The 24444-nt window shown below is 71.6% G+C and carries 25 protein-coding genes; 17 read left to right on the top strand and 8 right to left on the bottom strand.

Annotation, left to right across the window (positions count from 1 at the left end; translation table 11 throughout):
• Positions 1-6 precede the first annotated feature (6 nt).
• Entirely contained in the window at positions 7-1605 is a 1599-nt protein-coding gene (locus Air01nite_RS35900; RefSeq protein ID WP_203707848.1) for a hypothetical protein, read from the bottom strand.
• A 231-nt stretch (positions 1606-1836) separates the two neighbouring features.
• On the opposite strand from Air01nite_RS35900, the gene Air01nite_RS35895 reads away from it, so the two are divergent.
• Both Air01nite_RS35895 and Air01nite_RS35890 read left to right on the top strand, forming a co-directional pair.
• Entirely contained in the window at positions 1837-2271 is a 435-nt protein-coding gene (locus Air01nite_RS35895; RefSeq protein WP_203707847.1) for a hypothetical protein, read from the top strand.
• A gap of 52 nt (positions 2272-2323) precedes the next feature.
• Complete coding sequence (locus tag Air01nite_RS35890; RefSeq protein WP_203707846.1) at positions 2324-2794, top strand: hypothetical protein; 471 nt, start codon at positions 2324-2326, stop codon at positions 2792-2794.
• Here the strand turns inward: Air01nite_RS35890 and Air01nite_RS35885 are convergent.
• From Air01nite_RS35885 to Air01nite_RS35875, 3 genes are all read right to left on the bottom strand, one after another.
• On the bottom strand, positions 2779-3360 hold the full coding sequence (locus Air01nite_RS35885; RefSeq protein WP_203707845.1) for a dihydrofolate reductase family protein: 582 nt from the start codon (positions 3358-3360) through the stop codon (positions 2779-2781). The genes Air01nite_RS35890 and Air01nite_RS35885 overlap by 16 nt on opposite strands.
• A 65-nt stretch (positions 3361-3425) precedes the next feature.
• Complete coding sequence (locus Air01nite_RS35880; protein ID WP_203707844.1) at positions 3426-4265, bottom strand: helix-turn-helix domain-containing protein; 840 nt, start codon at positions 4263-4265, stop codon at positions 3426-3428.
• A 32-nt stretch (positions 4266-4297) separates the two neighbouring features.
• Positions 4298-4891, bottom strand: a complete 594-nt coding sequence (locus tag Air01nite_RS35875; protein WP_203707843.1) for a class I SAM-dependent methyltransferase — start codon at positions 4889-4891, stop codon at positions 4298-4300.
• 150 nt (positions 4892-5041) lie between these two features.
• Between Air01nite_RS35875 and Air01nite_RS35870 the strand changes: the two genes are divergently transcribed.
• The 7 genes from Air01nite_RS35870 (at position 5042) to gsmA (ending at position 12436) form a co-directional block, all read left to right on the top strand.
• Entirely contained in the window at positions 5042-5374 is a 333-nt protein-coding gene (locus Air01nite_RS35870; protein ID WP_203707842.1) for an ArsR/SmtB family transcription factor, read from the top strand.
• Complete coding sequence (locus tag Air01nite_RS35865; RefSeq protein WP_203707841.1) at positions 5371-5811, top strand: SRPBCC family protein; 441 nt, start codon at positions 5371-5373, stop codon at positions 5809-5811. Before Air01nite_RS35870 ends, Air01nite_RS35865 begins: the two co-directional genes overlap by 4 nt.
• Positions 5808-6164, top strand: a complete 357-nt coding sequence (locus Air01nite_RS35860) for a nuclear transport factor 2 family protein (RefSeq protein ID WP_203707840.1) — start codon at positions 5808-5810, stop codon at positions 6162-6164. Before Air01nite_RS35865 ends, Air01nite_RS35860 begins: the two co-directional genes overlap by 4 nt.
• A gap of 69 nt (positions 6165-6233) precedes the next feature.
• Positions 6234-7868 carry an alcohol dehydrogenase catalytic domain-containing protein gene (locus Air01nite_RS35855; RefSeq protein ID WP_203707839.1) on the top strand — a complete coding sequence of 545 codons (1635 nt, stop codon included), beginning with the start codon at positions 6234-6236 and terminating at the stop codon, positions 7866-7868.
• Positions 7869-8051: 183 nt separating this feature from the next.
• Entirely contained in the window at positions 8052-9521 is a 1470-nt protein-coding gene (locus Air01nite_RS35850) for a PhoX family protein (protein ID WP_203707838.1), read from the top strand.
• Positions 9522-9557: 36 nt separating this feature from the next.
• Positions 9558-11186, top strand: coding sequence for a CocE/NonD family hydrolase (locus Air01nite_RS35845; RefSeq protein ID WP_203707837.1), 1629 nt, complete (start codon positions 9558-9560; stop codon positions 11184-11186).
• A gap of 146 nt (positions 11187-11332) precedes the next feature.
• Positions 11333-12436 (top strand): sporangiospore maturation cell wall hydrolase GsmA, encoded by a 1104-nt coding sequence (gene gsmA / locus Air01nite_RS35840; protein WP_203707836.1) that lies wholly within the window; start codon positions 11333-11335, stop codon positions 12434-12436.
• A gap of 14 nt (positions 12437-12450) precedes the next feature.
• Here gsmA and rsgA read toward each other — a convergent pair whose 3' ends face one another.
• Positions 12451-13512, bottom strand: a complete 1062-nt coding sequence (gene rsgA / locus Air01nite_RS35835) for a ribosome small subunit-dependent GTPase A (protein WP_203707835.1) — start codon at positions 13510-13512, stop codon at positions 12451-12453.
• 89 nt (positions 13513-13601) lie between these two features.
• Between rsgA and Air01nite_RS35830 the strand changes: the two genes are divergently transcribed.
• Genes Air01nite_RS35830 through Air01nite_RS35820 form a run of 3 tightly spaced genes read left to right on the top strand, consistent with a single transcriptional unit; the run spans position 13602 to position 15434 of the window.
• Positions 13602-14294, top strand: coding sequence for a maleylpyruvate isomerase family mycothiol-dependent enzyme (locus tag Air01nite_RS35830; RefSeq protein WP_203707834.1), 693 nt, complete (start codon positions 13602-13604; stop codon positions 14292-14294).
• 9 nt (positions 14295-14303) lie between these two features.
• Positions 14304-14963, top strand: a complete 660-nt coding sequence (locus Air01nite_RS35825) for an MBL fold metallo-hydrolase (protein WP_203707833.1) — start codon at positions 14304-14306, stop codon at positions 14961-14963.
• Between the two features lie 57 nt (positions 14964-15020).
• Positions 15021-15434 carry a hypothetical protein gene (locus Air01nite_RS35820; protein ID WP_203707832.1) on the top strand — a complete coding sequence of 138 codons (414 nt, stop codon included), beginning with the start codon at positions 15021-15023 and terminating at the stop codon, positions 15432-15434.
• Positions 15435-15506: 72 nt separating this feature from the next.
• Here Air01nite_RS35820 and typA read toward each other — a convergent pair whose 3' ends face one another.
• On the bottom strand, positions 15507-17372 hold the full coding sequence (gene typA, locus Air01nite_RS35815) for a translational GTPase TypA (RefSeq protein ID WP_203707831.1): 1866 nt from the start codon (positions 17370-17372) through the stop codon (positions 15507-15509).
• 131 nt (positions 17373-17503) lie between these two features.
• Here typA and Air01nite_RS35810 point away from each other — a divergent pair, with 131 nt between their 5' ends.
• Both Air01nite_RS35810 and Air01nite_RS35805 read left to right on the top strand, forming a co-directional pair.
• Positions 17504-18937: a DedA family protein gene (locus tag Air01nite_RS35810; RefSeq protein WP_203707830.1), complete on the top strand. Its 1434-nt coding sequence runs from the start codon at positions 17504-17506 to the stop codon at positions 18935-18937.
• A gap of 67 nt (positions 18938-19004) precedes the next feature.
• Positions 19005-19847: a lytic transglycosylase domain-containing protein gene (locus Air01nite_RS35805; protein ID WP_203707829.1), complete on the top strand. Its 843-nt coding sequence runs from the start codon at positions 19005-19007 to the stop codon at positions 19845-19847.
• Here Air01nite_RS35805 and Air01nite_RS35800 read toward each other — a convergent pair.
• Positions 19837-20499 carry a class I SAM-dependent methyltransferase gene (locus tag Air01nite_RS35800; protein WP_203707828.1) on the bottom strand — a complete coding sequence of 221 codons (663 nt, stop codon included), beginning with the start codon at positions 20497-20499 and terminating at the stop codon, positions 19837-19839. The two genes, Air01nite_RS35805 and Air01nite_RS35800, sit on opposite strands and share 11 nt — an antisense overlap.
• Before the next feature lie 73 nt (positions 20500-20572).
• On the opposite strand from Air01nite_RS35800, the gene Air01nite_RS35795 reads away from it, so the two are divergent.
• On the top strand, positions 20573-21385 hold the full coding sequence (locus Air01nite_RS35795; RefSeq protein WP_203707827.1) for a serine hydrolase: 813 nt from the start codon (positions 20573-20575) through the stop codon (positions 21383-21385).
• On the opposite strand, the gene Air01nite_RS35790 is transcribed toward Air01nite_RS35795, so the two are convergent.
• Positions 21382-22176 carry a tyrosine-protein phosphatase gene (locus Air01nite_RS35790; protein ID WP_203707826.1) on the bottom strand — a complete coding sequence of 265 codons (795 nt, stop codon included), beginning with the start codon at positions 22174-22176 and terminating at the stop codon, positions 21382-21384. The two genes, Air01nite_RS35795 and Air01nite_RS35790, sit on opposite strands and share 4 nt — an antisense overlap.
• Positions 22177-22222: 46 nt before the next feature.
• Here Air01nite_RS35790 and Air01nite_RS35785 point away from each other — a divergent pair, with 46 nt between their 5' ends.
• Together Air01nite_RS35785 and Air01nite_RS35780 are read left to right on the top strand one after the other, a co-directional pair.
• Positions 22223-23299 (top strand): mandelate racemase/muconate lactonizing enzyme family protein, encoded by a 1077-nt coding sequence (locus Air01nite_RS35785; protein WP_203707825.1) that lies wholly within the window; start codon positions 22223-22225, stop codon positions 23297-23299.
• 185 nt (positions 23300-23484) lie between these two features.
• Positions 23485-24396 (top strand): C40 family peptidase, encoded by a 912-nt coding sequence (locus Air01nite_RS35780; RefSeq protein ID WP_239091205.1) that lies wholly within the window; start codon positions 23485-23487, stop codon positions 24394-24396.
• Positions 24397-24444 lie beyond the last annotated feature (48 nt).

The following is a 24444-nucleotide window of genomic DNA, read 5'->3' as shown; positions in this document are numbered from 1 at the left end:
CTCCTCTCAGCACTTCGCGATGCGGCAGTCGCCGAAGATCAGGTTGAAACGCCGGATGTCGGCCGCGTTCGCCGGACCGTTGTCGTTCATGACGTCGTCGTTCATCAGGCCCGGCGTCAGGTCGCCTGGCTCGGAGGTGTAGTAGACGTCGCCGTCCTCCTCGAGCGCCCGGCAGGCGTCGCGGACGCGGCCCAGGTTGGGTGCGTCGGTGTCGCAGCCCTCGTCGCCGGTGAGCTCCTCGTAGACGTTCGGCGCGACCTCGTTGTAGAAGTAGGCGGCGTCGCAGCAGTACTCGTCGGCGAGGCCGAACGGCACGTGCCCCATCTCGTGCCGGACGACGCCCATCGCGTCAGCCCGGGCGAGGTTGACGGCGGCGATGTGGTCGTCGGGCATGCCGAAGTCCCGCTGGGCGGCCTTGCGGTGCAGGATGATCCCGACGTCGGCGAAGGCGAAGATCTCGTCCCACAGCACCGGTAGCTCGTGGTCGTCGCCGGTGGCGAAGTCGACGGACTTGCCGGTGTTGTCCTGCAGGATCCAGAAGTTGAACAGATCCTGGTTGGTCAGGTACGGGTCGAATCCGAAGACACCGCTGTTCATCGCCAGCGCGACGTCGGCCTGGAACATCGGGTTGAGCCCGACCGGGCCAGGGCCGGTGTAGGTGTCGCTGTCGGCGATGAACACGACGTCGAGCCGGCTGCCCTGTCCCCCGGTGTAGCTGATCGGCACGGCGGGCTTGGGGAACGTGAAGTTCGGCGTCGGGTCACCCACCGTCGTCCGGCGCCACCCGGAGAAGATCGTGGTGGCGGCCACGGTAGTTCGACAGCCGTACGTGAAGCTCGGTGTTGTCGCCGTGAAGGTGCGGGTGAAGCTGCCCACGCCCGATCTCGTCTCGCGGTCGGTGGGGCTGAGCCAGATCTCGAGCTGATTGGGTACGACCGTCGGGGCGAGCGCCCCGTCGACCGCGGTCGCGGTGACCGTGACGGTCTGGCCGGGCTGCGGCCAGGCGGGCGTGTGGGTGCACAGGATCCGCAGCCCGGGCGCGCTGGCCGGCGGATCGACCGCGATGGTGACGGTCAGTTCGGCCCGGTCGTCGCCGTTGCCGGACCGCACGATCGGGGTGCCACAGGCGATGGGTGCCTCGCCCTCGACGCTTACGTCGCACGGCGCCACGCGCACGTCGGCCAGGAATGCGTTGGCAGCGGTCGGCGACACGTCGTACTGGTTGTCGCCGAAGCAGAACCCGCCGTCCTCGTCCCAGGCTTCGACGACGACCGGCAGGAACGCCGCGCCGTCCCGCTGCGGGAGCGTGGCGACGTCCAGGTTCGGCACGGAGAACTCCCAGTCCGGGAGAATGTCGGGGATCCCCTCCCGGTCGTCCTGGTCCTCGGTGTCCTCGTTGTTGAAGGCGACCCCGTTGATCCAGACCTTGACGTACCAGTCGACACGGCCGCAGAGCCCTTCGTCGTCGCTGGACAGCGCGTTGATCCGGTTGATGGTGACCTTGGCGTTGACCAGCGGCGCGGCGCTGGCTGGCGGGCTCGTCACCACGAACAGCCCGCTTACGACGGTCAACGCGGCGAGCACGGTCACGAAGCGTCGTCGCACGTTTCCCCCCTCCTCGTCGGGATCCCCCGGGATGGGGGTCCCGCCCTGCGGAAAGGGGGCCGGCGCCGATTGATACACGGTGTCAACCATCGGACTCACCGCGACCAATGGATGGTCCATTGTGGGTCGCGAGCGGGTACGAGCGGCTGTGGACCGAGACCAGGGTGGTGAGTCCCTGACGGTCACGTCGCCGTCACCCGTTGGAGAGGTGCGCCGGTTAGGTTCCGGTGAATGAGGCGCGTTCGGGTCGTGGTCGCTCTCACCGTCTCCGCCGTCGTGATCGTGGGCTGCGATTCGCCGGAGTCCCCAGGCCCTCCCGGTGCGACCGGGACCGCCGCACCCGTCGCGTGCGACACGGCGGCGCGGCATTTCAGCGAGTGGGAGCAGACCGCGCCGCGGGTCGAGGCGGAGGTCGCGCGAGCGACCCCGGACGAGATGGCGGAGTTCACGATGGCGGCCGACGAGTTCCTCCGCCAGACGGCGGATTACCCGGGTGACCCGGCCCTGACCCTGACCGTCATGATCGGCGACTACCGGGCCTACCTGGACATGACCCGGCCCGCGGGCCGCAGCCCCGACCTGACCCACGCGACGGCCGAGTCGGCGAACAAGGTCCGCACGAGCTTCGCGGCCTTCGCGGCCGCATCCGGCTGCGGTCCCGGATAGTGTTCACCTGAATGCGGGCCGACCGTCATCCACGCCAGGCTAAGTTTTGCCGGTGACGAGCGTGCACGAAGCCCGGGTGGCCGAAGTCGACCGACACCTGACCGGCGCCGAGCACGCGGCCGTCGAGCGCCACGCCGCACTCGGCGACGCGATCCGCCATTCGTTCGCCCGCCTGCGCGATGGCCTGGATCACGCACACGCCGGTTGCGACAAGGTCGACGACCGCGCCTGGGCGGACTACGTCGCCAGCGTCGACCGAGGGCTCGACGAGATGGCCATCGAGGTCACCCGAGCCACGGAGTCGCCCAACTCGGGCGCGACCGCTCCGGAGGTCCTGACGGGCCACGCCTCGGCGCTGGAGCTGTCCGGCTGGCGCCTGCGGTTCACGCTGCCCGAGCTGTCAACGGCGGAGGCTGAGCTCGACCGGTACAGGTCAGCGTCCGCCGCCGGCGACCGCCCGTCGGCCGACCCCCTGCACGACTCGGTCGACCAGCTCCGCGCGGCCGGTCAACGGCGCACCTGATAGCGCAGGTGGAGCACCCGGTTGCTCTGGATCACCACGTCAGGGTCCGCCAGCAGGTGCTGCGCGTGGACCGAACCGAAGAAGCGCTTGCCGGACCCGAACACGACGGGTACGACGTCCATGCGCACCTCGTCGACCAGGCCCGCGGCGAGCACCTGGCCACCGACGTCGCCGGCGGCGACCTCGACGGTGCGGTCACCCGCGAGCTCCTGCGCCTTGGCCACGGCGGCCTCGACACCGTCGACGAAGTGGAACGGCGCCTCGGCGTCCCAACCCTCGGGCGCCGGCCGGTGCGTCACGACGACCACGTGGTCGATCCCGCTCGGCGGCTTCCCGTCCCAGCCGTCCGTCAGGTCGAAGACGTGGCGACCGGCGATCGTCACCCCGATCTCGTCCCAGTACGGCCGGATATAGGCGTAGGACGTCTGCGACACCTTCACGAAGCCGCTCTCGTCCAACGGGACGTCACCGCTGGTCAACCAGTCGAACAGCGGTCCGGGCTGGTCATTCTCGTCCGCGATGAAGCCGTCCACCGACACCGAGCTGTACATGACCACCTTGCCCACGGGGCTCTCCTCTGCTTTGGGTGCCCCCAAGCTAGCGGGTCGTGAGCTGGCGTTCTTGTAAGAAATCAATCGGCCGGCAGCGGCCAGCCGTCGAACACGTGGCCGGGATGGTCGCGCATGAACCGCCGCCGGACCTCTACGTACCGGGTCGGCGTGAACCCGGTGAACTCCCGGAACTCGTGGCCGAAGTGGGCCTGGTCGAAGTAGCCCGCGCCGCCGGCGAGGTCGCCCCAGTCGATCGGTCCTTCGGGATCGATCGCGAACACGGTGGCGGTGAACCGGTGGGTGCGGGCGAGCCGCTTCGGCGTGACGCCGATGAGCTCCTTGAACCGCTGTGTCAGATGAGTGCTGCTGACACCGGCTGCCACGTTCAGGTCGCCGATCGCCACCGCCCCGTTGGCCGCCGCGATGACGCTGCTCGTATGGCGGACCAGCCCCAGGCCGGGGAGCTCGGTCAGCCGTCGCATCAGCTCCTCCTCGAGCAGCGTCAGCATCTCGTGCGGTCCGTCCGCGGTGGCCAGCCGGTCTCGCAGATCGGCGACGGCGGGCCGGCCCCAAACCTGCTCCAACGTCACCGGCCGGTCACACAGCTCGGCCGCGGGCATCGGCAGGAACGGCGCCAGCCCCCACGGCTTGACGTGCACGCCGACGGACCGGGTCCGTCGTGGGTAGCCGAACTCCCACGCGCGGGTGGGCATGCTGACCACGCAGCCGTCGGCGTACTCGGCCGTCTCGACGTCGGTGCCGGCGCGGACCCGGAACGGCGCCCCGAGGTTGACGACGAGCAGCGCCGACGGCGCGGGCGGCAGCGTCAGCAGGGCGTACGGCGGCGCACCCGCCAGGTAGTAGAGATCGTCGATCAGCCCGTCCAGCGGCGGCCGCGGCACTCTGGACACGTACTCCATCCGCACAGCATCACCGACGCCGCCGGCCGACGCTACGGCCGGCGGCGGGCCCGCAGGACGACGTCGCGGATGTGCGGCGTGCCGGGCGGCGGCGGTGTCGTCCGTGCTCGGGTCTCGTTCACCTGGATCTCCCAACCGCCGTCGAGGAGCGCGGCGACGTCGCCCGGCAGGTAGTAGTCGTGCGGGTCGAAATCAAGGTCGGCCAGGTCGGCGGGGTCGTGACTGCCGAACAGCAGGATGCCGCCGGGCGCGACGGCTGCGAGCAGGCCGTGCACGGCCGCGGGGCCGGCGTTCCTGCGGAGCGGAAAGTACTGGACCGTCACCAGGTCGAACGCTTCGGGCGTGGGCGGCGTGGCGGTCAGGTCCGCGTGGACCCAGCTCACCAGGTCGGCCACGTCCGCGCCGGCGGCGGCAGCCCGACGCAGCGCGGTCTCCGCGATGTCGGTCCCGGTGACGTGCCAGCCGCGCCGGGCCAGCCACAGGGCGTCGCCGCCCTCACCGCACCCGACATCGAGCGCGCGGCCGGGCGGCAGGTCGGCGGCCTCGGTGACGAGGATCCCGTTGGGGTTGCCGCTGAAGACCTGATCGCGGCCGCGGTACAGGTCTTCCCAGAACTGCGCGTCCATCTGCCCTCGTTCCGAAGTCGGTCGACGTTGCCGTGTCAACCTGCCCTCGCCCCGAGGGAGGCGCCAAACTTCGTTGCCGAAACGGCAAGCCCGACCGGTCATTGGAAAATGAGCGTTTGCACAAACGATCGTTTGCAGTAGGGTCGACGCGTGACCTCGTCGCTGGACCTCGACTCCGCGTTCGCCGCTCTCGGCGATCCCGTTCGTCGCGCGTTGGTGGCGCGGCTCGCGCGGGGTGATGCCACGGTCGGTGAGCTCGCCGGACCCTTCGACCTCACGCCGCAGGCGATCTCCCACCACGTCGGTGTGCTCCGGCGGTGCGGGCTGATCGAGCAGCGGCGCGAAGGCACCCGGCGGCCCTGCCGGCTCAAGGTCGATCACCTCTCCCGGCTCGGCACCTGGATCGACGACCAGCGCCGCACCTGGGACGACCGCCTCGACGCCCTCGAGCAGCACCTCACCGACGAAGGGGCGGGCCGTTGACCGCGGAACTACGCGGTGACGAGCTCATCGCCGAACGCCGGCTGGCGGCGGAACCCGACCGGGTCTGGGCCGCGTTCACCTCGCCGGCCAGCATCGCCGCGTTCTGGGGCGGTTCACACGCCACCGTGCCGCCGCACAGCGTGGGAGTCGACCTGCGGCCCGGCGGTGAGTTCTCCTTGGACACCAGAGCGCCCGACGGTGCCACCCGCACGCTGCGGTTCGTCTACGTGACCGTGGACGCACCACACGAACTCGTCTTCGACGAACCCGTCACCGGGCTGCGCACCACCGTCACCATCCGCGCCGCCGGCAGCGGCGCCACGGATCTCACCGTCCATCAGCGACGGCTTCCACCCGAGCTGCGCACCGCGCAAGCGGCGAACGGGCTGGCGTCGATCCTCGACGCCCTGGCCACACACCTGAAGGGACAACGATGAGCCAACGCGATCTCGTCAAGGAATACTTCGAGGGGTTCCGGACCAGCGACCACCAGCGGATCCTCGCCACCCTCACCGACGACGTCGAATGGGTCATCCACGGCCACCGGACCACCCGGGGCAAGGCCGAGTTCGACGGTGAGATCGAGAACCCGGCGTTCACCGGCAGCCCGCGGCTCGACGTCCTGCGTACCCATGAGGATGGTCCGGTCGTCGTGACCACCGGTGAGGGCCGCGGCGAGAGCGTCGCGCACGGGCCGTTCCGGTTCGCGTTCAACGACCTGTTCACGTTCCGGGACGGGCTGATCGCCCGCGTCGACTCCTACGTGGTGCCGCTGCCAGCCCTGGGTTGAGTGTCCACGTTCGAAGGCATTTTTCCGGCTCCGGGCTTGGCGACCGCGGGGATGGCCTACCTTCGGCGAATGGGTGATCTTCTCGGCGACTACCGCAGCGTGGCCGGGCCGCTGCCCAGGCAGCACCGGGTGTGGCGGCTGACCGGTCCTGGCCTGTCCGACCTGGCGGGCCCGGCCGGCGAGCCGCTGCCCGTGCCCGGCCGTGACGAGCTTCTGGTGCGGCACGACGCTGTCGCGCTGTGCTCCTCCGACGTCCGGATCGCGCGACTCGGTCTGGACCATCCGCGCGTCACCGGGTTCCCGGTCGTGCCCGGCCACGAGGTGAGCCTCACGGTCGCGTTCGTCGGTCCGGAGCTGCGTGACGCCTACGCGCCCGGCGACCGCTTCATCGTCCAGGCCACCATGATCCTCGACGGGGTCGCCCGGGCCTACGGGTACGACCTTCCCGGCGGTCTGGCTCAGTACGCCGTTCTGGGACCGCGGGCCTTGCCCTACCTCGTGCCGGTGCGGGCGAGCACCGGCTACGCCGAGGCGGCGCTCGCCGAGCCGTGGGCCTGCGTCGAGGCCGCCTACGCCGCCTCCTACCGCACCACCTGGCGGGCCGCCGGCACCGTATGGCTGGCCGGTGACGGCGCCGGGGTCGAGCTCGGCGAGGCGGCCGGCTGGCGCCCGCGCCGCGTGCACCTCGACGTCCGTGACGCCGCCTTCGCCGAACGCGTACGCGCCTGGGCGGACGCCGCCGGTGTGGAGCTCGTCGCCGGCGCACCCGCACCCGGGGACGTCGTCGACGACGCCGTGGTTCTCGGCCCGGAACCCGAACGCGTCGAGCACGCCCTGTCCCTGCTGGCGCGCGGCGGCACCTGCGCCGTGGTCACCACCGGGCCGCTGCCCCGCAACGTGCGGGTCGACGTGGGCCGGCTGCACTACGACGGGCTGGCCCTGTTCGGCACGGGACGCGCCGACATCGCCGCGGCGTACGCGCCGATCCGCACCGAGCTGACGCCCGGCGGACGCCTCTGGGTGCTGGGCGCCGGCGGTCCCATGGGCCGCGCGCACATCCGGCGAGCGCTCCAGCGGGACGCGGGCCCGGCGAGCATCGTGGCGACCGACCGCAGCGGGCGGGCGCCCGGTGCGTTCGGCCGTATCGCGCCGGGCGTGCTCACGTTCCTGTCGGAGCGCGAGTGCGGCGACGCCGAACGGCTGGCGAAGCGCCTCAACGACCTCACGGGCGGGCTGGGTTTCGACGACATCGTGGTGACGGCGTCGGACGCTTCGGCCTTCGAGGCGGCGTTCGAGCAACTGGCCGACGGTGGGGTGATGAACCTGTTCGCCGGCCTTCCCCGCGGCACGCGCTGCGCGTGGGATCTCACCGCGATCGCGCACCGCGGTGTGCGCGTCGTCGGGACGAGCGGGTCGTCGGTCGACGACCTGTCCCAGGTACGCGACCGCATCGAGAGCGGTGTGCTCCAGCCGAACCGGTCGGTGGCGGCCATCGCCGGGCTGGACGCGGCACCGGACGCGCTGCGGGCGGTCGCGGAGGGACGCTTCCCCGGCAAAATAGTGATCTTCCCGAACCTCCGCGGCCCGCTGCCGCTGACGTCGCTGAACGACCTGTCGGGCGTCCTGCCCACCGTCGCGGACCGCCTCGACCGCGGCCACTGGAGCCACTCGGCCGAGGAGGAACTCCTGCGCACGCTGACGTGATCGGGTCAGGCGACCGAGCCGGGTGCGGCGATCCAGATGCGCCCGCCCGGTGCGTTCGGCCGTATCTGTCGAGTACATCGAACGACCTCGGGTGGACGGGAGGTTAACTACCGGCCAACCAGCGGTTGCGCGGGCAGCGGGACCTCGTGAGGATCTATGGATTCCTAGACAAGGGAGTCTTCGATGTCTGATCTCGATCGTCGCAGTCTGCTGCGGGGAGCCGCAGCCGTCGCCGGCGGCGCCGTGCTTGGTGGGCCGTTTCTCGGGTTCGTCAACCGCGACCCCGCCGCGGCCGCGCCCAAGGCGGGTGCGCCGCTGGTCGACAACATCGCGGACCTGCGGGACGGCAAGGTCCGCCTGCATGTGCCCGCCGGGTTCCAGTACCGCTCCTTCCACGACACCGAGTCGCCCATCACGCTCGACGACGGCACCGCGCTGCCCGGGCGTCATGACGGCATGGGTGCCTTCCACGGGCACGACGGCGACGTCGTGCTCGTCCGCAACCATGAGATCAACAACCCTGGCCCGGCGTTCGGGCCGCGCACGCCCTACGACGCGATGGCCCGCGGCGGCACCACGACCGTCCACGTCAGCCCGCGCGGCGAGGTCCGTCGCGCGTACACCAGCGTCAACGGCACCATGATGAACTGTTCCGGCGGCCGCATGCCCTGGGGCAGCTGGGTGACCTGCGAGGAGACCGTCAACGGGCCGGACGTCGGCCCTGACTTCACCAACGCCTCCAACATTCCGTTGCAACAGCCGCACGGGTACGTGTTCGAAGTGCCCGTCAAGGGCCAGGCGTCCGGTGAGCCGCTCACCGCGGCCGGGCGGTTCACCCACGAGGCCGTCGCCTACGACCCGCACTCCGGCTACCTCTATCTCACCGAGGACAGCTTCGAGTTCCCGTCCGGGTTCTTCCGGTACAAGCCCCGCCGTGACCCGATGCGGCTCGGCTACCTCGACAACAACGGGCGGCTGCAGATGCTGGCCGTCCGCAAGCGGCCCAACATCCACCTCGAGGGTGCGCAGCGGCGCGGCACCACGTACGACGTGAAATGGGTTGATATCGACGACCCCTCGCCGCGCTTCCCCTACACGCCGGGCGAGACGGCGCCGACGACCAACGACGACGCCACCATCTACGTGCCCCAGCAAGGGTGGGCGCAGGGTGCCGCCTACTTCTCGCGGCTGGAGGGCGCCGTCTACGACGACGGTGTCATCTACTTCACCTCCACCCAGGGTGGCGGCGAGGAGGAGACCGAGCTCGGGCCGCACGCGACCGGCGGGTACGGCAACGGGTCCGGCCAGATCTGGGCCTACTACCCCAAGCAGGAGGTGCTCCGCGTCGTCTACCAGTCGCCGGGGCCGGACACCCTGGACTTCCCCGACAACGTGACCACCAGCCCACGCGGGACGCTGGTCGTCTGCGAGGACAACACCAACGACAACTACCTGCGCGGGTTGACCAAGCACGGTCAGCTGTTCGACATCGCGCTCAACCGGTTGACCTCGAGCACCGGCGCGAGCCGGTTCAACGACGAGTTCGCCGGGTCCACGTTCAGTCCCGACGGGCACACCCTGTTCGTCAACATCCAGGCCGGCGCCGGGATGACGTTCGCGATCTGGGGAGACTGGCGCAGCATCGGCGTGTGACCGTTGCGGCGGGCGGCGGCTGGGTACCGTGGGATCGTGTTCGCTCAGGTCGCGACCTTCGCCGCCGCCCGTGCGCTGGGCCTGCCACCGGCCGTGTCCGGCAAGGTGAGCTACCGGCGCCACCAGCGGATGCGCGCCCGCGACGGCGTCGTGCTCATGACCGACCACTACGCCACCACCGCGCCGGGCGCCGGGACCGTGTTGATCCGCACGCCCTACGGGCGGGGCGGGCCGGTCACCCTGCTCGGGCGGATCATCGCCGAGCGCGGGCTGCACGCGGTCATCCAGTCCTGCCGCGGCACGTACGGGTCCGGCGGCCGCTTCGAACCCATGCTGCACGAGCGCGAAGACGGCATCGACACGATCGACTGGCTGCGGCGACAACCCTGGTACAACGGGCGCCTGGCCATGTTCGGCTCCAGCTACCAGGGGTTCACCCAGTGGGCCGCGGCGCCCTACGCGGGCGACGAGCTGCGGGCGATGGTGCTGGTCTGCACGGCCTCGTCGGCGCGCGACTCCACGTACGCCGGTGAGTCCTTCTCCCTCGACACCGTCTTGACCTGGGCCGAGCTGCTCGCCGCCGAGGGGCAGCCGTTCCTGTCGCGGCAGGCGGAGCTCAAGCGCGGGCAGCCCAAGCTCCTGCGCGGGCTGGCCACGACGCCGCTCGACACGGCCGACACGGTGGCCGTCGGCGCGGCGGTGCCGTTCTTCCAGGAGTGGTTGCGGGAGGTCGAGCCGGGCGCGGCCTACTGGGCGGACCGGGTCTTCGACGACTCCATTCCGGAGGTACGCGCACCGGTGGCCATGATCACCGGGTGGTACGACATCTTCCTGCCGGCCCAGCTCCGCGACTATGCCGCGCTGCGGAAGGCCGGCGCCGACCCGCTCCTCACGATCGGGCCCTGGACCCACGGCAGCCCGGGGCTGCTCACCGCCTGGATGCGCGACGGGCTGACCTTCCTGTGCGAGTCGATGGGTGACCGACCGCCCCGCTCCGGGGGTGTGCGGCTGCACGTCGCCAACGCCGGGTGGCGGGAGGTGCCGAGCTGGCCGCCGCCCGGGCGGCCCGCCGAGGTGGTGCTGCGGCCCGACGGCGGGCTGGGCGCGCAGGCGCGGGCCGGTGAGCCCTCGTCGTTCTTCTACGACCCGGCCGACCCGACGCCGTCGGTGGGTGGGGCGGTGCTGGCCGCCAACAAGGCCGGGCGGATGGACAACCGGGACGTGGAGGCCCGCGAGGACGTGCTGGTCTTCACCGGTGCGGAGCTCGAGGAGCACGTCGACGTGGTCGGCGAGGTCGCCGCGACGATCTACACGGGCGGCGAACCGGAGCACTTCGACGTGTTCGTACGACTGTGCGACGTGGACCCGCGCGGCCGGTCCTGGAACGTGTGTGACGGGCTGGTCCGGGTCGTTCCTGGACGGTTCCCCACCGACGCCGACGGGGTGACGCGGGTCGAGGTGCCGATGTACCCGACCGCCTACCGGTTCCGGGCCGGGCATCGGTTGAGGGTGCAGGTGTCGGGCGGGGCGCATCCGCGGTGGGCGCGGAACCCGGGCACCGGGGAGCCGCTGGGCAGTGCGGTCTCGATGCAGGCCGGGCGGCGCTGGGTCTTCCACGACGAGTCACACCCGTCGGCGGTGCGGTTCATGGTGGCTGCTGACTGAGCCGCTGCGCGTACCCGTACCCGACAAATCGGATTTTCTTTCGCGACTTTCTCACGTTTCCCAGCGGTCCCATATCCCCGCAAATAGCCTGAATTGACCGTCGGCGGCGCTGCCGTCGAGGGCCGGCTCAGCAAGGGGGACCGACGGTGAGCTCAATCCTGACGCGCGCATTGGTCGCCGGCGCCCTGGCCAGCGCGGCGGCAATCGCCCTGCTGCCGGGCGTGGCCGCCGCGGCGCCCACGGCCACGGTCGCCGCCGGCGGCCCGCTCAACCTCCGCAGTGGACCGTCCACGGCGGACAGTCGCGCCGGCTCGGTCGCGGACGGCAGCAAGGTGACCGCCGTCTGCCAGGAGTTCGGGCAGCAGATCGTCGGCACCCAGCGCACCAGCCCCTACTGGGACCGCCTGTCCAACGGTCGTTACGTCGCCGACGGGTTCCTGAAGTGGTCGCCGGCGCGGCCCGCGCTGCCCTGGTGCACGCCGAAGGGCGCCACGATCGCGAAGGTCAGCAGCGGCGGCGGGCGGGTCAACGTGCGGGACGGCGCGAGCACGTCGAACAAGCTGCTCGGCACCCTCGCCAACGGCACCGTGCTGGCGATCGACTGCCAGGTGTGGGGCCAGAAGGTGACCGGCAAGGCCCGCACCACGAACGCGTGGAACAAGCTGACCGACGGCCGGTACGTGAGCGACGCGCTCGTCTCGTACAGCAAAGGCCTGCCGACCCTGCCCTGGTGCGGCCAGCAACCGCCCACGGTGCCGCCGTCGGGCGCGGCGCAGTTCATCGCCCGCGTCGCGGAGCCGGCACGCCTCGGCTACCAGAAGTACAAGGTCCCGGCCTCGGTGACCATCGCGCAGGCGATCCTGGAGTCGGGTTGGGCGCGGTCGTACCTGACGCGCCGCGACCACAGCTACTTCGGCATCAAGTGCTTCGGCTCGCCGGGGACGATCGCGCTCGGTTGCCGCACCTACGCGACCCAGGAGTGCGAGAACGGCAAGTGCTTCGACACGACCGCGTCGTTCCGCGCGTACCGGGACGCGACGGCGTCGTTCGCCGACCACGGCTACTTCCTAACCGTGAACGACCGCTACAACAACGCGTTCAAGTACAGCACCAACCCGAACCAGTTCGCCAAGGAGATCCACAAGGCTGGGTACGCGACGTCGCCCTCCTACGCGGACGACCTGATCAAGATCATGAAGGCGTACGACCTCTACAAGTACGACCCGAAGGCGCGCTCGTCGTCGGCCTAGGGTCTGCGTCTGTCTCAGCGGTGGCGGCTGGCGTCGCGGACCCGGTGCTGTTTGAGGCGGGCGCGCTCGACGGCCGCCTGGCGGGCCTCGCGGCGCCGGGTCTCGTAGGCGACTTCGCGGGCCAGCCGTTGCCAGCTCTCCCAGCGGCGCGGGCTGAGCTCGCCCGACTCCAGGGCCGCGCGGACCGCGCAGCCGGGCTCGGCCTCGTGCCTGCAGTCGGCGAACCGGCACGCCGCGACCAACTCGGCGACGTCGGCGAACGCTTGCTGGAGGCCGGCGGCGCCCTCCAAGAGGCCGACCTGGCGCATCCCTGGGGTGTCGAGCACGGCGCCGCCGCCCGGGATCGGGACCAGCGCCCGGTAGGTGGTCATGTGGCGGCCCTTGCCGTCGCTCTCGCGTACCGCCCGGGTCGCCATCACCGCCGCCCCGGCCAGCGCGTTGACCAGCGTGGACTTGCCGGCGCCGGACGGGCCGAGCAGCCCGAGCGTGCGGCCGGGAGCGACCAGCGGGCGCACGAGGTCGAGGCCCATCTGGGTGCGCGAGCTGACCGGCAGCACCTCGACGCCGGGCGCGGCGCGGGCCAGGTCGGCGGCCACCGCGGCGGGGTCGGGCACCGAGTCGCACTTGGTGAGCAGCACCAGCGGGCGGGCCCCGGAGTCCCAGGCGAGCGCCAGCAGGCGCTCGACGCGGCCCACGTCGGGCGCGGGCTCCAGCGGCTCGACCACCGCGGCGACGTCGAGGTTGGCGGCCAGCACCTGGCCGGACGCGTCCTTGTCGGCGGTGCGGCGGACGATCGCGGTGCGCCGGGGCAGCACGGCCTCGAGGGTGACGCGGTCGTCGGGCCAGGCACGGACCAGCACCCAGTCGCCCGCGCACGGCAGCCGCGCGGGGTCGCGGGACGCCGCGGCGAGCACCGCGCCGGCCAGGCTGGCGCGGACGGGACCGCCGGCGCACAGCACGGTGCAGACGCCGCGGTCGACCCGGGCCACGCGGCCCGGCACCACGTCGGCGTCGAGCACCGGCAGGTCGGCGGAGTACGCGGCGTCCCAACCGAGGGACGCGAGATCAAAGGTCATGGGTGCCTTTCGTCGTTGCCATCGACGGTAGGCCGCGGTCGAGGGGGCCGAAACCGAATTCCGGCGCGCGTACCGACTAGGGTTGCGTCGTGAGCACCGACCCGCTGGCCCTCATGGCCGAGGTCGACCGCGCCACGGAGCGGTTGATCGCGACGGCGACCACCTTCGACGACGCCGCGGTGGCGGCACCGTCGGCGCTGCCTGGGTGGACCCGCGGGCACGTGCTGGCTCATGTGGCCCGCAACGCCGACGGCATGCGCAACCTGCTGACCTGGGCCCGCACCGGGGTGGTCACCCCGCAGTACCAGCCGGGCCAGCGGGAGGCCGACATCGAGGCCTTCGCATCTCGTTCCGCGGCCGAGCACCTGGCCGACGTGCGCGCGTCGGCGCAGGCCTATTCGGACGCGGCGGCGGAGCTGAGCCCTGAGCAGTGGTCGACCATCCTGGACATCCCTGGCCAACCACAGGCCGCCGTGTTCGGCGTCTGGCGGCGGCTGCGGGAGGTCGAGGTGCACCACGTCGACCTGGCTGCTGGTTATTCCGCCGCCGACTGGCCGGACTGGTTCGGCCACCGGCTGCTGCACGAGGTGGTCAGCGGCCTGTCCACCCCGCTGGTCCTGCGCCCGGCCGACACCGGCCACCCGCTCACGGTCGGCACCGGCGGCCCGGTCATCTCGGGCTCCGCGTGCGCGCTGGCGGCGTGGCTGACGGGCCGCTCGACCGGCGCAGACCTGTCCGTGACGCCAACTGGCCCACTGCCGACCCCGCCCGCCTGGATGTAACGGAGAACCATGTCATCGTCGTACACCGGCAACGTCGAACCCGGCGGCGAGCCGGACGTCCGCGAACTGCCCGGCCTGCGGATCACCAAGCTGTCGGTGGGCCCGATGGACAACAACGCGTACCTGCTGGAATGCGTGTCCACCGGTGACCTGCTGCTGATCGACGCCGCCAACGAGGCGCCGCGCCTGCTGGAGCTGGTCGGCGGCCGCCCACTGTCCGCGGTGGTCACGACCCACCAACACATGGACCACTGGGTGGCCCTGGAAGAGGTCGTCGCGGCGACGGGCGCCCGCCCGCTGGCCCACCCGGACGACGCGGAGGGCCTGCCGATCACGACGTCACCGGTGGTGGAGGGCGACCGGATCCCGGTCGGCGACTGCGCCCTGGAGGTCATCCACCTGGTCGGCCACACACCGGGTTCGATCGCGCTGCTCTACCGCGACCCCTCGGGCACGCCACACCTGTTCACGGGCGACAGCCTGTTCCCGGGCGGTGTCGGCAACACGCACGACGACCCGGAGGCCTTCAACTCCTTGATCGGCGACGTGGAGCACAAGCTCTTCGACGCCCTCCCGGACGACACGTGGTTCTACCCGGGCCACGGCAAGGACTCGACCCTAGGTGCGGAACGCCCGTCACTGCCCGAATGGCGCGCCCGCGGCTGGTAGCGGCGGGCTGCGGCAACGGCTCGGGTTCAGACGAGGCAATGGGCACGGGGGAAGCAGGTGGACGCGTGCGCCGCCATCGTGGTCGAGTCCACGCGGGTTCAGCTCGCGCTGAGGCGGCAGTGGAAGCATCAGGAACGGGTTGACTGGGCACCATGGAACGAAGCGCTCGCGAGCATCAGCCTCGTCGCTGACCGGGCCGTCGTCGACGCGGCGGGCGCGATCGACGAACTCTTCTGGCGCCACAGCGACAGCATCGACCGCGGCGACCTAGACGCCGAACCGGCATGGTTGACCGCATCCCGGGCGATCGAGGCGGCCCGTCTGGCCTTCATCAACGCCGCGAAGAAGCACGTGATCGGCTCAGGCGAGCGCTTGGATCGGCTGCCCATCCGCCGTCCCTCGGCAAGCATGCCCCGCACGATCGATCGCGCCGATTCACCCGCAGTGCCGGGCCCACCACCGACGGGATGAAGGATTTCGCCCGGACTGGGTTGGTGCGCTCACGGTCTCGGCGAGCGCACCAGATCGGACGTTGTTGCCCCGTCAGCCGGCGTGCTTGCGGCGGGCGGCCGCCCGGCCGCGGATCGTCTGGTCCAGGACGACCTTGCGGATGCGGACCGCTGACGGGGTGACCTCGACGCACTCGTCCTCGCGGCAGAACTCCAGTGCCTGCTCGAGCGAGAGCTTCCGCGGCGGGATGACCTTTTCCGTCTCGTCCGCCGTGGACGAGCGCATGTTCGTCAGCTTCTTTTCCTTCGTGATGTTGACGTCCATGTCGTCCGAGCGGGAGTTCTCGCCCACGATCATGCCCTCGTAGACCTCGGTCCCCGGCTCCACGAAGAGTGTGCCGCGCTCCTGCAGGTTGAGCATCGCGAAACCCGTCACCGGGCCGGAGCGGTCCGCGACCAACGAGCCGTTGCCCCGCGTGCGCAGCTCGCCGAACCACGGCTCGTAGCTCTCGAAGACGTGGTGCAGGATGCCCGTCCCGCGCGTATCGGTCAGGAACTCCGTGCGGAAGCCGATCAACCCACGCGCCGGCACCAGCCACTCCATCCGGATCCAGCCGGTGCCGTGGTTGACGAGCTGCTCCATCCGGCCCTTGCGGGTCGCCAGCAGCTGGGTGATCGCGCCCAGGTATTCCTCGGGTGCGTCGATCGTCAGGCGCTCCACCGGCTCGCAGGTCTTCCCGTCGATCTCGCGCGTGACGACCTGCGGCTTGCCGACCGTCAGCTCGTAGGACTCGCGGCGCATCTGCTCGACCAGGATCGCCAGCGCAAGCTCGCCGCGGCCCTGGACCTCCCACGCGTCTGGGCGCTCCGTGGGGAGAACGCGCAGCGAGACGTTGCCGATCAGCTCTCGGTCGAGGCGGTCCTTGACCATTCGGGCCGTGACCTTCGCGCCCTTGACCTTGCCGACCAGCGGCGACGTGTTGGTGCCGATCGTCATCGAGATCGCGGGCTCGTCCACCGTGATCAGCGGCAGCGGGCGCGGGTCCTCTGCGTCCGCGAGCGTCTCGCCGATCATGATCTCCGGGATGCCGGCCACCGCCATGATGTCGCCCGGGCCCGCCGACTCCGCCGGCTTGCGCTCCAGGCCCTCCGTCATCAGCAGTTCGGAGATGCGTACCCGCTCCGTCGTGCCGTCGGTCTTGCACCACGCGACCGTCTGGCCCTTGCGGATCGTGCCCTCGCGGACCCGGCACAGCGCCAGCCGGCCCAGGAACGGCGACGCGTCCAGGTTGGTCACGTGCGCCTGGAGGGGGGCACCCTCTTCGTAGGAGGGCGCGGGGATCGTGTCCAGCAGCACCTGGAACAGGGGCTCCAGCGAGTCGCTGTCCGACGGGACCGTGCCGTCCGCCGGCTGGGTCAGCGAGGCGATGCCGTCGCGGGCGCAGGCGTACACGATCGGGAAGTCGATCTGCGAGTCGTCGGCGTCAAGATCGAGGAACAGCTCGTACGTGTCGTCGACGACCTCCTTGATCCGGGCGTCGGGGCGGTCGACCTTGTTGATCACCAGGATGATCGGCATGCGGGCCGCGAGGGCCTTGCGCAGCACGAACCGCGTCTGCGGGAGCGGGCCCTCGCTCGCGTCGACCAGCAGCACCACGCCGTCGACCATGGTCAGGCCGCGCTCGACCTCGCCGCCGAAGTCCGCGTGGCCCGGCGTGTCGATGATGTTGATGACCACCGGCTCGCCCTCGGCCGGGGCGTACGTGATGGCGGTGTTCTTCGCGAGAATGGTGATGCCCTTCTCTCGCTCGAGGTCCATCGAGTCCATCACGCGGTCGGTCATCTCGGCCCTGGCGTGGAACTGGCCGCCCTGGCGCAGCATCGCGTCGACAAGGGTCGTCTTACCGTGGTCGACGTGGGCCACGATGGCGACGTTGCGGAGATCGGAACGGGTCGGCATGCGTCCATCCTCCTTGGTCGTCGATCGCCGACCCCGTCGGGGTATCCCGGAGGTGGCCCGGATCTCTGGTTATTTGCCTGTTTCCGGACCCTTACACCCTGGCATGCTGGTTCGGTGGGCCGGGGGACGCAATGGTCGATCTGCTGACACGGCTGGCAGATCTGCCGCCAGCCGTGATCTACGTGATCGCATTCACACTTATCGCCGGTGAGACGGCGGTGCTGCTCGGGCTGGTCTTTCCGGCCGAGGCGACGCTGCTGCTCGTCGGCTTTCTGTCATACACGGGCACGCTCGACCTGCGCCTGACGCTGGTGCTGATGGTGGCCGCGGGGCTGATCGGCGACTCGCTGGCGTTCCGGGCCGGCAGACGCTATGGCAACCGACTACGCGAGGGCCGCTGGGGCGAACGCGTCGGTGCCGAGCGCTGGGCCAAGGCCGAGGGGCTGCTGCACCGGATGGGCGGCCGCGGCATCCTCGTGGCCCGATTTGTCGCTTTCGCCCGCACGCTCGTGCCACGGCTCGCCGGTGCCGCCGGCATGCCGTACCGCCGCTTCATGCTCTGGAACCCGCCCGGCGTGATCCTCCTCGTCGGCGCCTCGGTGCTGGTCGGCTACATCGCCGGCGAGTCCTACGAGACCGTCTCCGAATACCTGGGCAAGGCCACCGGCGCCGTGCTGATCCTGATCGGCGCGCTGATCGCGATCGTGATCGCCGGCCGCTGGCTCGGCCGCAACCCCGACCCGTTCCGGGCGCTGATCGCCCGGGCCGGCGCGCTGCCGCCGCTGCGCTGGCTCAACCAGCGCTTCGGGGTGCTGTTCTTCCTGCTCACCATGCGCATCGGGCGCGGCTGGGCGCTGGTCGCCAACCTGATCGCTGGCGTCGCCCTGCTGTTCGGCATCGGTTTCGGCCTCGCGTTCGTGATGAAGTGGGCCGTCGACCAGAGCGGCCTGCGCATCGTCGACGACAACATCGCCGACTGGTTCGCACCGCGCCGCACCGACCAGGTGGTCGACGTGGCCCGCGACACCCTCGGCGTCCTGCGCGGCTCCCTGCTGATCCTGGCGGTCGCCCTGGTCGCGTTCGTGCTGGCCTGGCGGCACCGCTCCTGGCGCGGCGACCTGGTCACCGTGATCGGCACGGCGGGCGCGTTCGTGCCGCTGGTGCTGCTCGCGGTGATCTCCGACGTGACCCGGGCCGGCGCGCTCACCCCGGCCAGCTCGTCGGTGTCCGGCCTGTTCCCCAGCCAGAACGCCGTGATCACCGCCGGCTTCTGCACGCTGGCCTGGGTGCTCTCCCGCGGCCGGCGCTGGCCGCTGCGGGTCACCCTCTGGACGGTCGCGGCCGCCTTCATCGTGAGCCTCTCCGGCGCCCGCCTCTACCTGGGCTGGAGCCTGGCCAGCGAGACCGCCACCTCGGTGCTGCTCGGCGTGATGTGGACGCTCTTCTTCATGGTCGCCTGGGCCAGCCGCGACGACGAGACGACCGAGGAGCCCAGCGGGTACGCCGATCCGCCCGCCGCCGCGATGTCCGATGCGGAGGATTCCGGGTTGGCCACCGCACCCTAGATCGCGTGCCCGGGGCGGTGGGAACGCGCTTCGGTTGGTAGCGTCCCCCAGGTCACGGGGAGGTGCGATGAGACGATCACGCGCGCTCGCGTTCTGCGCGGTCGCCCTGGTGCTGCTCGCCGGCTGTGCCGGCCGGCCCGCCACATCACAGGCCGGCGGCTCATCCGACAACGCGGCCGAGTCCGTCGCGGGAGACGATCCCGGCCCGGAGGAGACAGCAGAGCCCGACGGCGACGTCGGCCTCGGTGCCGCACCGACGACGGCGCCACCCCGCCCGACGCAGAAGCCGACCCGCAAGACCACGCCGACGAAGAAGAGCCCGCCCCGCACGACGACCGGCGAGAAGCTGGCGCCGGCGCCCCCGAAACCCGCCGCGGGCTGCACCAAACCCCGCTACGAGGGCACGCAGGCCAGCCGGGCCGACGCCAAGGCGGCGCTGACCGAGGCGGCCGGCCGCACCTACTGGCCGACCAGCGCGCCGAGCATCAAGGTGCCCCTCGACCTGGTCAAGGCCACCGCCTGGCAGGAGAGCGGCTGGCAGTCCAACATCATCGCCTGCGACGGCGGGATCGGGCTCATGCAGGTCATGCCCGACACCGCGGCGTTCGTCAACCAGCGGTTCGACCAGAGCTACGACATCAAGAACTATCGCGACAACGCCGCTCTCGGTGCCAACTACCTGGCCTGGTTGATCAAATACTTCGGCGACGTCTACTTCAAGGAGGACTACTCGGTCGACCCGGCGGACTGCGCCAGCCACGACGACCTGTGCCTGCTCAACGCCGTGATCGCCGCCTACAACTTCGGCCCGGGTGCCGTCGACACCGACGACGGGCTGGTGATCCCCAACCCGCGGTACGTCGACAACGTGCGGTCGTTGATGACCAACTGCGAGTGCCTCAGCTTCTGACGGCGCGGAAGGCGAACGTGTCCGGGATCCCGTTCGGGCTCGACTCCGCCACCTCCTCGATCCGCAGGCCGGCGGCCGTGACCGCGTTGAGCATGTCCGCCATCGGCACGTGCCACGCACCGACCCGGGCCCGCACCCCCTGCGGTGCCCAGGCGTCGAAGGTGTGCGCCGTGTCCGCGTAGCGCGTGTTGATCGTGATCAGGTCGGCGACCGACCGGTCCGCGAACGCGCCCACGAAGCACGGATGCACCCCGACGTGCACCAGCCGGCCGCCGGGCGCCAACACCCGGGCCGCCTCACGCAGCACCGCCGCGTAGTCCGGCACGTCGGTGTGCGCCAGCACGCACGCCACCGCCGCCACGCTGGCGTCCCGCACCGGCAGCCGGGTCGCGTCGCCTGCCGCCACCGGCAGCCGCGCCGCGGCCCAGCGGAGTTGGCCCTGGGACAGGTCGACGCCGACCGGGTCCCAACCGAGCGCACGGATCGTCGCGGCGTGCGCTCCCCCACCGCAGCACAGGTCGAGGCAGCGGCCGGCGCCCGGCCCCAGCAGGGCAGCCAGATGCGCCCGCACACGGTCCATATAGGACGATACGGAGCCGGTGTACTCCTCGTACCAGTCGGCGAAGGCGTCATAGGCAGGCGGGGCGGTCATGCCAGCACGCTAGCCCCGCGCATGGGCCGGGCGGGGCGGTGTTCGCGGAGGGCGCACAGCTATCGTCGGACCGATGGACAGTTGGGACGAGGTCGACCGCGCGCTGGCCGCCGCGCCGGGCACCGCATCCGCCTGGGTCGGGCCGGTGGGCGGGCCGCCGGCGTACGCACGCCTGGCCGACGCGACGCACTACGCGGCGAGCACGATGAAGGTGGGCGTGCTGGTCGCCCTGCACCGGGCCGCCGCCGCCGGCCACCTCGACCTCGCCGCGCCGGCGACCGTCCACAACCGACACCAGTCCGCCCTCGCCGGCGCCGAGCCCTACGGCAACGATCCCGCCGAGGACAGCGACACCGCCACGTGGGCTTTGCTCGGCGGCACGAGCACGCTGCGTGACCTGGCCCGCCAGATGATCGTCCGGTCCGGCAACCTGGCCACCAACCTGTGCCTGGGCGCGGTGGGCGTGCCCGCCGCCCAGGAGGTGTGGCGGCTGGCCGGCGCCACACACAGCGTCACCGGCCGCGGCATCGAGGACGGCGCTGCCCGCCTCGCCGGGATCGACAACCTCGTCACCGCGGGCGACCTGGCGACCCTCTTCGGTGCCGTGGTCGCCGGCGACCTCGCCCCGTCCGGCGAGATCCTCGCGCTCCTGGAGGCCAACGAACACCGCGACGACCTCGTCGCCGGCCTCCCGGAAGGGACCCGGGTGGCGCACAAGAACGGCTGGATCACGGGGGTACGCCACGGCGCCGGCGTCGTCTTCCCGGCCGACGCACCGCCGTACACCGTGGTGGTCTGCACCTCGACGACCTTGGCCGACGACGCGGCGTGCGCCCTGGTCGCCGGAGTCTCCGCCGCGGCCTGGAACGCCCGCCACACGTTCTAGTCCAGCAGGCGCTCCTGGAGCGTGGCCCGCAGCGCGTCGTCGATGCCGAGCGCGTCGCGCAGGTAGGCGTCCATGCCGCCGTGCCGGCGCTCGACCTCGTCGTAGGCGGCGGCCAGGTACGACTCGCGGGCCTCCAGCACCGGCCGGATCGCCGTCAGGTCCAGCCCCGGCCGGCGCACCAGCATCGCGCCCAGGATCGCCTCGTTGGTGCCGTCGGCGAGGTCGTTGGTGCGCAGGTAGTCCGCCCGGATCGCGTCCCGGTCGACGCCCAGCGCGGTCAACAGGATCACCGACAGCCAGCCGGTGCGGTCCTTGCCGGCGCTGCAGTGGTAGAGCAGCGGCAGGTTGGCGGGCTCGGCCACCGCCCGGACCGCGCGGGTGAACGCCTCGGTCGCCCCGGCACCGGCGACGAACCAGCGGTAGATCGCCTCCATCGCGCCGGTGGTGCCTTCGCGGGCGAGAGCCTCGTACGCGGAAAGGTCGTGCCCCAGCATCACCGCCGAGACGTAGGTGAAGACCGGGTGCTCGGGGTCGTGCACCGGCACGTGCAGCACCTGCGGTTCGCCGACCAGCCGGTCCGGCGGCGCCACCTCGATCTCGCTCGCGGCCCGGAGGTCGAGCACGCAGGACAGCCCGAGCTTGCCCAGCGTCGGCAGGTCGTCGTCGACCAGGCGGCCCAGCCCGCTCGCCCGGATGAGCACGCCCGGCCGGACCGGGCGACCGCCAGCACCGACGAGTCCGCCCAGGTCACGGGCGTTCGGCGCACCCGTCAACGACCAATCCTCGGCCATCGAGATCCTCCCGTCGTTCACAGCCCCTCCGGATAGGGTGCCGCACATGACGATCGAGGATGTCAGAACCCATCGGGTACGCGCGCCGCTGCACACGCCGTTCGTGACGGCGCTGCGCCGGGCCACCTCGATGGAGACCCTCGTCGTCGAGATCGTCGACGCGGACGGCCGCTCGGGCTACGGCGAGGCGCCGCAGGTCTGGCAGGTGACCGGGGCGTCGCTGGCCGGCTCCGAGGCGTGCGTCACGTCGATGCTGCGCCCGCTGCTGGTCGGCCGGGACCCCGACGACGTGGTCGCGCTCTGCCGTGCGACCGCGCGCGCCGTCGCGGGCAACGAGGGTGCGAGGGCGGCCGTCGACGTAGCGCTGCACGACCTGGCGGCGCGCCGACTGGGCGTACCCCTGGCACGGTTTTTGGGTGGGACGGCCCGGCGGGTGCCCACGGACGTCACGCTGACCGCGGCCGACGAGGTCGGTGTCGCCGACGCCGCCCGCGCCCGGGTCGCCGAGGGGTTCACCGTGCTCAAGGTCAAGGTCGGCGCCGACCCGGCGACCGACCTGGCCCGGATCCGCGACGTCCGCGCCGCCGCCGGGCCCGGGACGCGGATCCGGCTCGACGCCAACCAGGGTTGGGAGGCCAAGGAGGCGGTACGGATCATCCGTGCGGCCCAGGACGCCGGCGCCGACCTGGAGTTGGTCGAGCAGCCCGTCGACCATCGCGACATCGAGGGTCTGCGCTGGGTGACCGACCGGGTGGACGTGCCGGTGCTCGCCGACGAGTCCGTGTACGGGGTCCGCGACCTGGTCACCGTCATCCGCAACCGGGCCGCGGACATGGTCAACGTGAAGCTGGCCAAATGCGGCGGCCTGGGGCCGGCCCGGACCCTGCTCGGGCTCGCCGAGGCGCACGACATGGGCACGGTCGTCGGCACGATGATGGAGAGCCCCGTCGGGGTCGGAGCGGCGGCGAGCCTGGTCGCCGCGTACGGCACGAGCGCGGTCTCCGATCTGGACGCCGCCTGGTGGCTGTCGTCGTCACCGGTGACCGGCGGCCTGACCTACGAGCCCGGAGCGGTGATCCTGCCGTCCGCGCCCGGCCTCGGTCTTTCGCTTCCCGCTTCCTGAGCGATCGGTCTGAGTCAATCCGGCCCGTCGGTCGATCGGGGTCGGCCAAGTGGTCAGATTGAAGGAGATTTCCAGCGGACGATTGAGCCTTGGCGAAGATTTTCGTAGCCTGGCGGTCAGGGGTGGGGACCCCGTCGGCGGTGCGGACGGGGGGCGGGCGAGTGCGAACGGACAGGCAACTGACGGTGCGGGCAGGCAGCGACGCGACGGTGCGGGTGGCCGTCGCGACACTGTGGTCCACACCCGACGCGGTCCGTCCGATTGACAGACGCGCGCTCGGGCGCACCGCCGACATCCCCTCCTGGGTGGCGTCGATGTCGGCGGAACAGCAGGTCGGCGACGGCGTGCTCAGTCAGCTGCTGCTGGGCGAGCGGGTCCGGGTCGACGAGGTGCGCCCCGACGGCTGGGTGCGGGTGGTCGCACTGCAACAGCCCGGCGTCCGCGACCGGCGCGGCTATCCGGGATGGATCCCGTCGTCCCAGCTCGTGCCCGCCCCCGATGCCCCTGCTGTCGACGACACCACCCTTGTCGTCGACGCGACCTCGACCGACCTGCGCGCCACACCCGGCGGGCGGGTGGTGCTGGCCAACGTGGTGCTCGGCACGCGGCTGGCCCAGGCCGGCGACGCGGTGGACGGGTGGTTGCCGGTGCGGGCGGGCTCCGCCGCCGACCTCGTCTGGGTGTCCGCGGCCGACGTGGTCGCTGCGGGCGGGCGGGCGCCGGCCGCGCTCGACGTGGCGTCCCGGCTGCGGGGTGTGCCTTATGTGTGGGGTGGGCTCTCCGCGTACGGGATCGACTGTTCGGGCCTGGTCCATCTGTCCTGGCGGCGGCTCGGGGTGACGGTCCCCCGCGACGCCGCGGACCAGGCGGAGGCGACATCTTCCTTGCCGCTGGGTTCCGAACGCCCCGGCGACCTGTATTTCTTCGCCCGCCCCGGGCGCCGCATCCACCACGTGGGCATCGTCACGGGCGCGGCCGGGGGCGGCGGGCCGCGGCGGATGCTGCACGCTTGCTACACGCAGCGGCGGGTGGTGGAGGAGCCGCTGTCGGAGGCGCGCTCTTCGACGCTGGTGGCGGCGCACCGGGTCGCGGGCTGATCTTTCGTTCCTGGCCGGGGAATGGTCCGGCGGTGTCCGTGGTTGAGA

The sequence above is a fragment of the Asanoa iriomotensis genome (assembly GCF_016862515.1).
GTDB lineage: Bacteria > Actinomycetota > Actinomycetes > Mycobacteriales > Micromonosporaceae > Asanoa > Asanoa iriomotensis.
This window is presented reverse-complemented; position numbering and strand designations above follow the sequence as displayed.